The organism is Mesorhizobium amorphae (genome assembly GCF_014843845.1).
GTDB lineage: Bacteria > Pseudomonadota > Alphaproteobacteria > Rhizobiales > Rhizobiaceae > Mesorhizobium > Mesorhizobium amorphae_A.
Genome location: NZ_JHQS01000030.1, coordinates 26,572 through 38,931, shown reverse-complemented (window position 1 = coordinate 38,931; position 12,360 = coordinate 26,572). Strand labels below are relative to the sequence as shown.

Here is a 12,360-nt window from a genome sequence, read left to right as displayed (position 1 = left end):
CCGGAGGTTACGTTGGACTTCAATAAAGTAAAGGCCTATGTTTGCCCAGTTCCTGCGCATGCCAAGCAAATAGAGGTTATCAAGAGTAAAATCGTCAAGGCCGGAGGCCTGTTGGTCTGTGACGAAAAGACCGACCTCTCGGACTACCAATCCTGTGTCGACCAGTGCGACGTTGTGGTGATCCTGATCTGCCCGGAGACCGAGGCCGAGGACTATGTCGGCGTCATCGTCTACGCTGGCAGGACTGGCAAGCAGGTCATCGGGGTCTGGCCTGAAGGCCAGACGTCCGGGACGATCCCCGCAGCCATCAACCGCGAGGGCGATGGTGTTGAGACGTTGGACGACCTGACGAAGGCAAGCCCCACCAAGGAGCCGGTGTGGCAGTTACCGGACGGCAAACAGCGCGAGAAACAGAAGACGCCCTGGCATAAGGGCTAGCCGAGATGCTGTTTTCCTATGTCGTTCGCTGGGATCATGGCTTTGCCCCCAACCCCTTCCATGGGGTCTGCAGCCTTGCCACCTGCAAACCCGGCATCCGCAGGAAAGCCGTGGTTGGCGACTGGGTGCTAGGCACCGGACCGTCGAAGCGTGGATGTGCGGACCGGGCCGTGTTCCTGATGCGGGTGGATGAGATCACGACCTTTGACCAGTACTGGCGCAACCCGGAGTTCGCAAGAAAGCGGCCGGTCCTGAACGGCAGCTTCAAGGTCCGGTTTGGCGACAACATCTACCATCACGAGGTGCCCGGCGGGCCTTGGATCCAGTCCGACTCCCGCCACAGCCAGGATGGTGCCGTCGCCAACATGAAGAATCTGGTGCGGGATACCGCAACGACGGACAAGGTGCTGCTTTCGAGGCACTTTTCGTATTGGGGCGATCAGGCACCGAAAATTCCAGCCAGGTTCGCACGGTTCCATATTGGCCGGCCGAACTATGCCTATAACTACTCCGACCAGGACGTTGCCGATTTCCTCGCCTGGGCCAACGGGTTTCATCAGCATGGCCGCGTTGGCGATCCGATCGAATGGGCCTGGTCGAGATACTGGCGATAGGGGCTGGCAGCGGCCAAAAAAGGGGGTACTGCTGAAACCATGAACGGCGCTAACAGCCGCGAGGCGGCGGCTTCGCCCGCCCTCCCCCCGCCGCGTGCTGTTACCGGTTCAGATCAGGCGCTGGCGCTCCGGTGAAAAACGCTTGGCGCTCGACGCAAAGTCAAGAGGGTCGGCAAGCACTTGATTGGGATGAGCTGCGATCTGGGGTGCGAGCCAGTCGATGAGTGGCTTGGCCTGGACCGCGTCGAACCGACGATAGTCGCGCGGATTGCGCGTATAGGCCAGCGCATCGCGGATGGGGCGCGGCACAGGCGGGGCCAAGGCCCCGAAATAGACGAACCGGTCGGAGAGCAGCACCCGATTGATCCGCGTGTCATGCGCGGTGTTGAGCAGACATTGCGTGCCATCGACCTGGCTGTGGACCGAGTTCTCCTGAAGCCAGGGCGTCGCTGGCTTGTCGCGATGGTAGATGTTGTCGCCAACCTGCTTCTTGGCTGTTCCATTGCGCACTGGGCGCCGCGTGATGAAATCCGGATGCGCCCAATAGTCGTCGAAGCTGGTGTCCCGCGTAACGACCATTGCGAAGACACAGCGCATGGCGGGGCTGATCTTGACACCGGTCAGTCCGATGATCCAGTCGCCCGCTAGGGCTTTCTCGCGGATCTTGGGCTTGCAGCAGGCCAAGCTGCACAGTCCGCCGAACGGATTGGGCGCAAAACCCAGATCATAGCTCACAGCATAGATATAGACGCTCACCATCAGGCAGCGCAGCTGCTGCGGGGCGTATCGTTAGCAGGCGGGCGCGGCGCGCCGTCGGGCTTCTCGAACGGATCGCACTTGCCCTCAATGGCTTCGATCACATTCGCCGAGTTCCAGCTGACCAGGGCGTCGCCATATTTGTTGAAGGCGTCAGGCACGTCGTTCTCGGTGCCGCCGCGCTCATACACCCCAACAATGCGCTTGCCGAGTTCGTTCGCCTTCTTGATCTCCCAGTCGACCCAAGGGCGCTTGTGCGTATCCCTGCCGATCAGCACCACAACAGTCGATGCCCAGGACATTTTCATGCGCAACAAACGCTTGAGCGTGCGCTCGGGAATGCGTCCTTCATCGAGGCGGCGCTGGTTGGCCGGCTTGGAGCGAATCGAACTGTTGCGGATTTCGTAACCGGAGCGCGCGAGCATGCGCGTGAGGGCCGTGACATGCACGTCATCGGCGTGATGATGGCTGACGAAAACGTGGCGACGATTGCTCATCTCAACCCCATCGAAAGAATCTATATCGCTCCAAAATAGGATCGCCGGGCGAAAATTTCAATAAAGTGTACCCCTTTCGTTCCGACAAGCGAACCCACTGTCCTAATGATAGGGAAATCGCGTGCACTTGCCACTCTGGCCCTTCACTCCACAGGGCGGTATGTGCAGGAACAAGGTAATCTGAGGGGGACATATGATGTCGGGTTATCACGGGGCGCTTCCATCTGTGCGCCGCAAGGTGTTTGTCAGCTACCATCATCGCGGGGATCAGCGACATTATGATGCGTTCTCGGCCGCGTTCCACGACTCGCTGCAGCTCCTCACCGACAATTCGCTTGAACGGCGGATCGATAGCGCCGACCCCTCCTATATCATGCGGCGCATACGCGAATCTCATCTTCATGGCAGTTCCTGCACCATCGTGTTGTGTGGCGCAGACACTTGGCGCCGCAAATATGTGGACTGGGAGATCAAGGCGTCACTCGATCAGCAGATGGGCTTGGTCGGCATCTGGCTGCCGACCTTGCCGCTGGTGGGGGACGGAACCAACAAGCCCGATCGCCTGCAGGACAATATCGACGCCAACTATGCGGTGTGGATCCGCTGGACGAATATCATCGCCGATTATCGGCAACTCATGAATGCAATCGAGGCAACACTGGTCAAACCTCGATCTCTGATCATGAACAACCGCGCGTTGATGTCCTACAATCGGTGAGCAAGACCATGATATGCAGAACGCTCGGCAGGAGGCGTTGCCAATGATCGACCTCGTAAGACTCCATGTAGTGTGGGATCAGCGCTCGGCTGAAGGCGCACGGGTCGCCGAGCGAATCTCGCGTCATTTCGACGGTATCGGCATGGAGCGGGACGGCGTTGCACACCGCGTGCCAGTGCGGTTTGCCAGCACGCCCTGGTCGGACGCATCGCCGCTACCCCGGGCGATCAATCTCACGCGCGCGCGCCACAATGCCATTGTCCTCTTGCATGACGAGGAGATGCATGAGCATCGCCACGCCTGGAACGCCTGGGCGTCCGATCTGCGCGCCAGCATGGCCGCGCGGGGCGAACAGGATCTTTACATCCCCTTTGGCAGCCCGACCGGCGAGCCGCCGCTTGTCCAAGACGCGGCCAACCACATCCAGTATCAGCGCCGCAAGAAATGGCACGAACTGGCCAACGACGAAGCCCGCGACCAGCGCTTATTGCTGCTGCTCTTGATCTGCGTGCGTGAGCATTTGCGCAAGTTGGTTGGCAAGACGCAGAAGGAACCGATCTTCGTCAGCCACGCCAAGGCGGACGGCGACAAGAGCGCTCGTGCGATCGTCGATTTCATCAACATGACCAAAGACGGCGTTCCGCTCGAAACCTTCTATGACGCGACCGAGCTCATGCCGGGCGAGAATTATGAGGATCGCTTCAAGGAGGAGATAGGCCGCGGCACGCTGCTGGCGATTGTCTCGGATGTCTATGATTCGCGGCCCTGGTGCGTGTTCGAGCTCACTCAGGCCAAGCGCTGGCGGCGCCCGATCGTGCTCGCCGATGTCGGAGGCAGAAGAATCAGCCGCACCTATCCGTATGGCGCCAATGTGCCCCGCGTGCGGGTGAGGCCCGATACAGGCGATACCAGCTGGATCGAGCTGTTGCTGGTCGAGACAATGTCGGAAGGGTTGCGCTGCGACCTGTTTGAGCAGCAGGCCACCGAAGCCTCGCCGACCGATACGCTGGTGCTGCCCAGACCGCCCGAGCTTTTCGACATTATCCATCGCGACGCTCTTCCGAGTCGTATCGTCTATCCCGATCCACCGCTCGGCGATATCGAGACCGATCTGCTGCGGCGCGCGCTTGCAGCGACCGCGCCCGCGACACGCATGGTCACGCTTGGAGAAATCACATGAGCGCGCTCGATGGCCGGCTGGTTGCAGTCTCGGTCAGCGACGCGCCCGACCGTGCTAGGCTCGGCTTCCCCCAGCGTGAGATCGACCGGGCGGTACTTTCGATCTGCACCGCGCTTGTGCGCGCTGGCGCCGACATCGGCTATGGGGGCAATCTCGAACCAGATGGCTATACTTTTAAGATTTTCCGTCACCTGGCGGGCGCCTATGCCGGCACCCGCGATGCGCCGTTCCACCATTTCATCCCCGAGCCTGTGGCGCGGTTGACACGCTATGAGGACCTCTACGCCATCCTGAACGAGGGGCGCAGCACAGTGCGGACGGCTATTGCTCGCGGGGACGCATTCGTTGCCGCCCGACCCGGCGGTGGTGGCATCCGGCTCGGCGAGGAGATCGTAAAGAACCATGCGCAGCTTGTCGCCTGGTTTGCCGCAGTTCCAAACCTCTCGCCCGCACAAGCACACAGCGGTGCGCGGCGTATGGTGACGGCCCGCGCCGATGCGCGCGTGATCTTGGGCGGCAAGATGGGAGTGCTGGCCGATCCGGCCGATGCCTATGACGGGGTGATGCCGGGGATCGTCGAGGAGGCGGTGTTGACACTGGATGCGGGCAAGCCGCTGATCGTCCTCGGCGCGTTTGGCGGTGCAGCGCGCGATGTCGCCATCGCGCTTGGCCTGATGGATCTCGCCGGCAAGGTGCCACGAACTGAGCAGCAAGCAAGCTATGCGCCCGCTATCGAGCAGGTGGAAAGCCTTCGCCATCGCATCCCCGGCGGGCTTCGCAGCGCGCTCGGCGCTATCGTTGACGATGATCGGGCTGAGCAAACCGCGTTTCGGGCTGCATTACTGCTCGAGCAGTGGCTGGCCATTGTTTGAGCACGCACCAGCACGGCGTGCGACCCGTGCGAACTCTTGGCGCAGCGCCCTCGTGCCGCCTATGAAAACTGTGCTACTTTCCGGCCAGCTACGTCACTCTGGCCACCTCCATCGCGCCAACAGTCGGAACCGATGTTTGACTTGTCGGACAGCTAGTTTGTTGCGCATTGCTAATATTCAATCCAGTCAGCCGGAACGTCCGCTTTGGCGTAGGCAATGTTTGCGTACACACGGCTGGCATGCGGCGCCTTGCCGCCCGGCAGCACTGAGCCGTAAGCAGCCTGTGCTTTCGACAGCTGCGACTGCGAAGCGGACGTGCGCTACGATCAGATAACGCAACAATTCCACGGGCGGCTTGTCGGAGCAATCGGATGAGAGTTCCGTGCCTGCCTCTCAAATTTGGCGGTCAATAAAAGGTGGCCGCGTTCCAGCGCAAATATTTGGTTCGCAGCGCGCCTGCAGACCTGCAGGAAATCAAACCCTCTAGTGAAGCGAGCCATCTCTTCATAAACTACGCGTAGGAGATTTCTGTGGCCACCACCATCGACGTAAGCCCAAAGCAAGATTTCTGGCATCGGCTCTGCCGGACACGCCCTTTGCGGGCAGTGTCGGAGATTGTGTGGAATGCGCTTGACGCGGATGCCAACAACGTGTCGGTCGAATTTCGGCTCAATCCATTGGGTGTCTTGCACGAGATAATCGTCACAGACGATGGGTCCGGTATACCTCTCCCAAAAAACGACGAGCACCGGTTCGCCGCACTCGGCGGTTCATGGAAGGCAAAGGTCCAGCGAACGCCTGACAAGCGCCTTATGCATGGGAAGTTTGGCGAGGGCCGATTCCGCGCGTTTGCGCTAGGCGGAATCGTGACATGGTACACGACGTTCAAAGACGCTAACGGGTTTCAAGCCTATGAGATACGAGGCACCGTTTCCCAGCCGGGAAAGTTCACGCTCTCTGATGTGCAAAAGGCGGTTGAAAAACGGACGGGAACGATCGTCACCGTCGCAAATCCCGAACCGGGTGATGGGTCGCTGCTATCGACTGACTTCTCGGAGCACATGTCGCGCATTTTCGCACCATACTTGCTGAACTATCGGGGCGTTGTACTCTCAATCAACGGAAACCGCCTAAACACCGATGAGATCGTCGCCAAGCGCGAAACTTTTCCCCTGCCTCCTCTCTCACTCCGTAATGGCGACACCATTACGTCGTCGCTTGAAATTGTCGAATGGCGTTCAATAAGTGGTCGTGCTCTCTATCTTTGCGATGAAAATGGCTTCGCACTTTCGGAGCGAGCGCCGGAGGTAAGAGCGCCTGGGTTCAATTTTGGCGCCTACCTTAAGTCAACATATTTCTCTCAGTTAGATGAAGGAGCGCTCGTAGATATTGATCTGGCCGACGGCATGGGACACCTGCTGGCCGCCGCGCGAGAGCGTCTATCCGTATATTTCAAGCAGAGGGAACGCGAGAAGGCGAAGGCTCTCATCGACACCTGGAAAGCTGAAGGGGTTTATCCCTATCCGGAAGTCGCAGCATCGCGTTCAGCGGACAAAGCACGACAAGTCTTTGATATTTGTGCGGTGACTGTTAACGACTACGTTGACGGCTTTAACGACCAGACAAAGGCGGCCCGTCAATTGTCGTTCCGTCTCTTGAAGGAGGCCATCGAGTCGGGCTCACCTGAGTTGTCCAAGATTCTCTCCGAGGTCCTGATTTTACCGCAGGCGAAGCAGAAGGAATTCTCCGCACTACTCGACAAGGCAAACCTTACCAACATCATCGATGCGGTGAAGGACATCGACCATCGGCTCAAAGTAGCCGTGGGGCTTCGTGGCCTCGTTTGCACCGCTGAGATACGCGACAGCGTCAAGGAGAGAGAGCATATCCATAAGGTCGTTGAGGCAAATTCTTGGCTATTCGGCGAGCAGTTTGCGTTGGGCCGCTCGGAAAGCAGTCTCACAAACATGCTACGTGAGCATTTGCGCCTGTTAAGGCGCGACACGCGAATTACCGAACCAGTGCTCAAGTCGGGCGGCAAAACAGGCCGTGTTGATATTATGCTAGCAAAGCTCGTTAAGGTTAGCGGTCGCACAGATGACAATCATTTGATTGTAGAACTCAAGCGCGCAAACCGGAAACTGGCTCATGCCGATTTCGCTCAGCTTTTCGATTACGCAAATTCAGTCATTCAAGACCCGCGCTTCGACAAAACCCTGGTGTCTTGGGATTTTTGGCTTGTCGGTGTCGAAACCGACGATGCATTAAACGAACTTTGTAACGCGCAGGATCGTCCACCCGGTTGTGCTCATATTTTCAAAGCTGGCCGCGCACGTATATGGGTCAAGACTTGGGGCGAGATCATTCAGGATTGCCTTGGTCGCCATGAGTACATTCGAAGCAAATTGGAGTTGGAGATTGGGGAGGAGGAGGCGATGGGAAATTTGAATGAGATGTATTTTAAGGTTGTTAAGCCTGACGAAGGGCAAGGCAAGAAATAGCTGTCTCAATCACCTTAGACCCGCGAAAAGTCCCATTAATTTAAGCGTACCTTTTCGTCGCCTTCCGCTCACGATGACAACGGTCGTGGATCAATTCGGTGGTCTCGGCGACGTAGCCGTGCGAAGCGTTAAATCGGCCCAGTTCGGAATATACAAGGGACAAATCTTCACCACAATGCGCGCGCTTGCGGTCCTGCAAGGCCCGCTTCTTCCGCTTAAGCGCCCGACGCCGCATTGGCTTCTTGCGCTCGTCGCAGATAAGTTCCTTTGAACCTTGCATAGCCGGCATATCGCTTCTTGACGCCGCTGACTGGATCAATGTTCGAAATTTGCCTGCGAATTTCGGACATAGGCGCCCTGGGCGCCAGATTGCTATTGAAAGCCGGACGCACCCGCAAAGCATAGCCTAGCGCCGAGCTATTCCTCCATATCGACTCCGGCATTCTCGTGGGCGCCAGCCAGCTCTGGCATAATGTCGCCCGCCAGCAGCTTCTCCTTCGACAGCAACCCAGCATCCTCGAGCGCCTCGAAATCCGGCAGATCGCGCAGCGTGTCGAGCCCGAACTCCAGCAGGAACTCTTTTGTCGTGACGTAGGTGTAAGGCGCACCAGGCGTCGGGCTACGCGGACCGGAGGCGATGAAGCCTGCGCCACGCAGATGGCCTATCAGGTCTCTGCTGATTTCCTTGCCGAAGAAGGATGACAATTCCGCGCGGGTGATCGGTTGGAAATAGGCCACACACATCAGCACCAGCACCTCGGACTGCGTAAGCTCGCTCGCGAATTCGTTTCCTCCGACCGCGGCGCGGATGGCATCGGCATAGGCCGGCCGCGTCAGGTGCTTCCAGCCACCCGCGACGGCGACCAGGTCGTAGGGCCGGCCGCGCAGTTCCTCACGGATGTCGTCGATGAGGAGATCGATGCTGCAACTTCTGCCGACGATGCGGGCCAGCGCCTCGCGGCCGACCGGTTCACTGGCGGCGAAGATCGTTGCCTCGACGCGGTGCATCCACTCGCGCCAGCGCGCCTCCGGCGGTAGGTGATCCATCTCCCGATCAAACAAATGGTCATTTGTTCGGCTGTCGCCTCCTTGAGCTCCTCCCCTTCTCCTACGTGCACTCTCCACCATCGTCTTCACAGCCCGTAGATGCGGAAGGTCGGGCGGCCGGACAGCTCACGCACGGCGCCGAGTTCGACCAGCCGGTCGAACAGGCGGCGCAGCCCACGGTCGCTCATGCCAGCGATCCTTTCCGAGGCAACGATCGCATCGTCGGACAGGAGCCTGTCGACAACAGCGTCCGCCGCCTTGGCCCTGAGTTTCGGCGCAACGGCAAGCAGCCGGTCCGCGCGGCGCTCGAGCTCGGCGGAAAGATCAATGGCACGCAGCGCAGCCCGCGCCTGCGCGGCAAGCAGATTTTTGGCACGCTCAGGATTTGTCTCAGTGCCTGTCGCCACAGAGCTGGTTGCCGATCGGCGCGGGCGGGAGCTTGTCCCTAAGGCTGCCTCGGCACCCAGCAACGGCACCGCATGGCCCCAGCCCAGGCGCTGCGCCAGCAGGGCGTCGGCGAGCCAGGCTCCGAGGGCGCGCCCCAGGCCATGGCGCTCGGCACTCGCGATGGCGCCGGTTAGCCTTCCCACCGTCCCCTCACTGGCGCCAGGCTCACGAAACTCGTGCGTCAGGTCGCGCACACTCCCCTCGTCACGCGCGAAACCGAGGTCAGCCAGCACCGCGCCGATGCTCGCCTCGGTCAGCAGGTTTTCAGCTGGCGTAGCGGCTAACTTGCGCCACGCCACAAGCATCCTGCCGGCGGGTCCGACATCGTCGCCAGGCCGGGTAAGCAGCACAGCATCGCGCAGGGCATTTTCATCCTCGACGCGGCCCATCTGCCGCGCGGTCACCGCTGCTCCTGTGAGAGCCAGGCGCCGGCGCCAGGCGCCGGCCCATCGCTCCTGTCGGCGGACCACCGCATCGAGCGCGAAGACGGCAGCGCCGGCAGCGAGCGCGACGTCCTCGACGTCCTGGCCGGCAAGGCTTTGCGCATCCGGGACGGCGCGGCGCAGCCAGGCCGGCACCGTTGCCATCGACACAGTCGAAGGGGCACCGGTGAGCGGGGCGTTGTGGCGCGGAGAGAGTTTGGGACGCAGAATCATCGTGGTGCAGCATGAATCAGCGCGGCGCTTTTCGCAATACTTTTCGCGCGAAACCGCCGCACCCGTCGGCGCACAAAAACGAATGATAATGTTGCCTTATCGCTCGTTGTAGAAGCGCGTGCGAAATGGCCGCTCTAGCTGGTTTTTCATCGCCGGACGGCACGCTTTCACCGTCAGATCGACGAGAGTTCGCGGCCCATGAGCGGACCGGCTTCACGCCCAATTGCCGGACGTCGCCTGGAAAGGCCTCTCCCGTCGAGCAGAATGTCGAATCTCACGCAAATCGGGCACGCGGACCGTCCCACAGCCACGACGACCATCTTGGCGACGACGGTGACGGTTCAGCTGCATATCGCCCCCCCCGACGCCTTCAGTCCTGCGGGCGCAAGCCTGGCTCCGGCCGGTAGAAGATCACCCGCACCGACGGAACAAGCTGGCTGAGGTAATCGAAATCCCCAACATTACCAGTCAGGACCGTCGCCCCGAGCAAACCGGCCTGGTGAAAGATCAGCGCATCGTTGAGGAAGCGGCGTTCATGCCCCTCCCCTTTCGGCAGATGGCTCAGCCGGAACAACAGGCCGGCAAGCATGCCGGCGCGTCCCCAGGCGGTGGCGTCGGGTGCATGCAACCGGTGTCCCGGAATATCCTCGATCGTATCCGCAATCGCTTTCAGGACCGACTTCGTCGTGGGGTGCGCCGGGTCGAGCCGGCCGAACACGTGGCTGAGCTCGGCAAGGCAGACGGCCGAGTGGTGACAGAGCCGATAGGTCAGAAGCTCATCGACCACTTCGGGCGTGCGTCCTTGCAGCACATCCAGATAGACGCTCGTGTCGAGGAGCAATACACCGCCGACAGGCGGCTGGTCCCCTGCCCAGGACAGAGCGGAATCTGGTCGCCGTGCCAGCCCAGCGCTGCGCCGCTGTGGTTTTAGGGAACGCAGTGCGCTCCCTAGATCAAACGCCAAGATCGATGTCCGCGGAGATGCTGCCCTTGCGGCCGACGAGCCGGGCGCCAAAATCATCCTCGAGGGCCAGCCGCGACAAGGCGAGCTCAAGCAGCTCGGTGTCGGAGGTCACATGAGCGCGCTTCTTTGCCGCCTCGATCAATTCCGATGCCACCCTTCCGGACAGGCGTGTGTTCTTGGCCGCACCAAGAAGGCCGACCTTCCTCGCCTGCTCAAGCACCAGACGGTTGCGGGTGTGGGCGATCCGCTCCTCGCTTGCGGCTGCCGCTGCTCCACGTATGGCCATCTTGGGATCTCCATCTGTTGAACGGAATATAAAGGATGTTGAACATGAAAGCAAGGAGAGACCACCGGCCATCACTGGATCGGACAGGCCCGCTCCCGGTGATGCGATAACCGGACCCGACCGGACGCAAATCTCGCAGCTATTCCGTCACGCAGCTCGCGGTGGACAATTCCGCGCTTTGGCAGCACCTTGGCTCCCAAGAATCGCAGTGCTGCGACATTAAAATGGACGAGACTTGATGGGCAATGCCCGTAATTTGATGGTGTCCACCGACGCAATCGACGCCGATGACCTGCCGGACATTGTCGACGTCATCATGGAGATGGGGCGGCCGGATGAAGGCCCCTCCCCTTGCCCGCCGGTCCTCGACCCGCGACAGGCAACGTTGCCTACGCATCTCGAAAAGCTCGCCGACCGCGCGCGCGATTATGTCGATGCGGCGACTTCAGCAAACACCCGTCGCGCCTACGCCGCCGACTGGAAGCATTTTTGCGCCTGGTGCCGGCGCCAGTCGTTCGATCCGCTGCCGCCAGATCCACAGATTGTCGGCCTCTACATCACCGCCCAGGCCTCGGGATCGGAGCGGGACAAAAAGTCGGTGTCAACGATCGAACGCCGCCTATCGTCGTTGACCTGGAACTATGCGCAACGCGGCCAACCGCTCGACCGGAAGGACCGCCATATCGCCACGGTGCTCGCCGGTATCCGCAACAAACACGCCTCCCCTCCCCGACAAAAGGAGGCCGTCCTGCGCGACGATCTTGTCGCCATGCTGGAAACGCTCGATCGTGGCACACTGCGTGGCCTGCGCGACCGCGCCATGCTGCTGTTGGGCTTCGCAGGTGGCTTGCGCCGCTCCGAAATCGTCGGCCTCGATCTTGTCCGCGATCAAACCGAAGATGGCCGCGGCTGGATCGAGTTTTTCCCGGACAAAGGTGTTCTGGTGACATTGCGCGGAAAGACCGGCTGGCGTGAGGTCGAGATCGGCCGCGGCTCGTCCGACCCCACCTGCCCGGTTGTCGCACTACAGGCCTGGCTGAAGTTTGCCCGCATTGCCCATGGCCCCTTGTTCCGCCGCGTCACCGGTCAGGGCAAAGCGGTGGGAGCCGAGCGGCTGAACGATCAGGAGGTGGCGCGGCTGGTCAAACGCGCGGCCTTGGCCGCCGGTGTGCGCGGGGATCTTTCCGAGGGGGAGCGCGGCCAAAAGTTTTCCGGGCACTCGCTGCGCGCCGGGCTCGCTTCCTCCGCCGAGGTCGACGAGCGTTATGTGCAGAAGCAGCTTGGCCACGCCAGCGCCGAGATGACCCGCAAGTACCAGCGGCGTCGCGACCGTTTCCGGGTCAACCTCACCAAGGCGTCCGGGCTCTGAAAAGCCGCCCCCTCC

At 60.7% G+C, this 12,360-nt stretch carries 13 protein-coding genes; 7 read left to right on the top strand and 6 right to left on the bottom strand.

Annotated elements, in window-relative coordinates:
- Nucleotides 1-12 precede the first annotated feature (12 nt).
- Nucleotides 13-438, top strand: coding sequence for a hypothetical protein (locus DH08_RS14685; protein WP_192179978.1), 426 nt, complete (start codon nucleotides 13-15; stop codon nucleotides 436-438).
- Between the two features lie 5 nt (nucleotides 439-443).
- Nucleotides 444-1,052 carry an Nmad2 family putative nucleotide modification protein gene (locus DH08_RS14680; RefSeq protein ID WP_192179977.1) on the top strand — a complete coding sequence of 203 codons (609 nt, stop codon included), beginning with the start codon at nucleotides 444-446 and terminating at the stop codon, nucleotides 1,050-1,052.
- 108 nt (nucleotides 1,053-1,160) lie between these two features.
- Here DH08_RS14680 and DH08_RS14675 read toward each other — a convergent pair whose 3' ends face one another.
- Both DH08_RS14675 and DH08_RS14670 read right to left on the bottom strand, forming a co-directional pair.
- Nucleotides 1,161-1,811 carry an Nmad2 family putative nucleotide modification protein gene (locus DH08_RS14675; RefSeq protein ID WP_192179976.1) on the bottom strand — a complete coding sequence of 217 codons (651 nt, stop codon included), beginning with the start codon at nucleotides 1,809-1,811 and terminating at the stop codon, nucleotides 1,161-1,163.
- The gene (locus tag DH08_RS14670) at nucleotides 1,811-2,305 is read right to left on the bottom strand and encodes a TIR domain-containing protein (protein ID WP_192179975.1); all 495 of its coding nucleotides are present in this window, start codon (nucleotides 2,303-2,305) and stop codon (nucleotides 1,811-1,813) included. The genes DH08_RS14675 and DH08_RS14670 overlap by 1 nt, the downstream gene beginning before the upstream one ends.
- 196 nt (nucleotides 2,306-2,501) lie before the next feature.
- On the opposite strand from DH08_RS14670, the gene DH08_RS14665 reads away from it, so the two are divergent.
- The 4 genes from DH08_RS14665 (at nucleotide 2,502) to DH08_RS14650 (ending at nucleotide 7,576) form a co-directional block, all read left to right on the top strand.
- Complete coding sequence (locus DH08_RS14665; RefSeq protein WP_192179974.1) at nucleotides 2,502-3,023, top strand: TIR domain-containing protein; 522 nt, start codon at nucleotides 2,502-2,504, stop codon at nucleotides 3,021-3,023.
- A 43-nt stretch (nucleotides 3,024-3,066) separates the two neighbouring features.
- Complete coding sequence (locus DH08_RS14660) at nucleotides 3,067-4,203, top strand: toll/interleukin-1 receptor domain-containing protein (RefSeq protein WP_192179973.1); 1,137 nt, start codon at nucleotides 3,067-3,069, stop codon at nucleotides 4,201-4,203.
- On the top strand, nucleotides 4,200-5,075 hold the full coding sequence (locus DH08_RS14655; RefSeq protein WP_192179972.1) for a hypothetical protein: 876 nt from the start codon (nucleotides 4,200-4,202) through the stop codon (nucleotides 5,073-5,075). Before DH08_RS14660 ends, DH08_RS14655 begins: the two co-directional genes overlap by 4 nt.
- A 530-nt stretch (nucleotides 5,076-5,605) precedes the next feature.
- Nucleotides 5,606-7,576, top strand: a complete 1,971-nt coding sequence (locus tag DH08_RS14650) for an ATP-binding protein (protein ID WP_192179971.1) — start codon at nucleotides 5,606-5,608, stop codon at nucleotides 7,574-7,576.
- A 417-nt stretch (nucleotides 7,577-7,993) separates the two neighbouring features.
- Here the strand turns inward: DH08_RS14650 and scpB are convergent, their stop codons facing one another.
- From scpB to DH08_RS14630, 4 genes are all read right to left on the bottom strand, one after another.
- Nucleotides 7,994-8,704, bottom strand: coding sequence for an SMC-Scp complex subunit ScpB (gene scpB / locus DH08_RS14645; protein WP_192180001.1), 711 nt, complete (start codon nucleotides 8,702-8,704; stop codon nucleotides 7,994-7,996).
- Between the two features lie 5 nt (nucleotides 8,705-8,709).
- Complete coding sequence (locus DH08_RS14640; RefSeq protein ID WP_246800842.1) at nucleotides 8,710-9,657, bottom strand: DUF1403 family protein; 948 nt, start codon at nucleotides 9,655-9,657, stop codon at nucleotides 8,710-8,712.
- 439 nt (nucleotides 9,658-10,096) lie between these two features.
- On the bottom strand, nucleotides 10,097-10,690 hold the full coding sequence (locus DH08_RS14635) for a type II toxin-antitoxin system VapC family toxin (protein ID WP_192179969.1): 594 nt from the start codon (nucleotides 10,688-10,690) through the stop codon (nucleotides 10,097-10,099).
- The gene (locus DH08_RS14630) at nucleotides 10,680-10,976 is read right to left on the bottom strand and encodes a hypothetical protein (protein WP_192179968.1); all 297 of its coding nucleotides are present in this window, start codon (nucleotides 10,974-10,976) and stop codon (nucleotides 10,680-10,682) included. The genes DH08_RS14635 and DH08_RS14630 overlap by 11 nt, the downstream gene beginning before the upstream one ends.
- Nucleotides 10,977-11,214: 238 nt before the next feature.
- On the opposite strand from DH08_RS14630, the gene DH08_RS14625 reads away from it, so the two are divergent.
- Nucleotides 11,215-12,345: a site-specific integrase gene (locus DH08_RS14625; RefSeq protein ID WP_192179967.1), complete on the top strand. Its 1,131-nt coding sequence runs from the start codon at nucleotides 11,215-11,217 to the stop codon at nucleotides 12,343-12,345.
- Nucleotides 12,346-12,360: the final 15 nt, after the last annotated feature.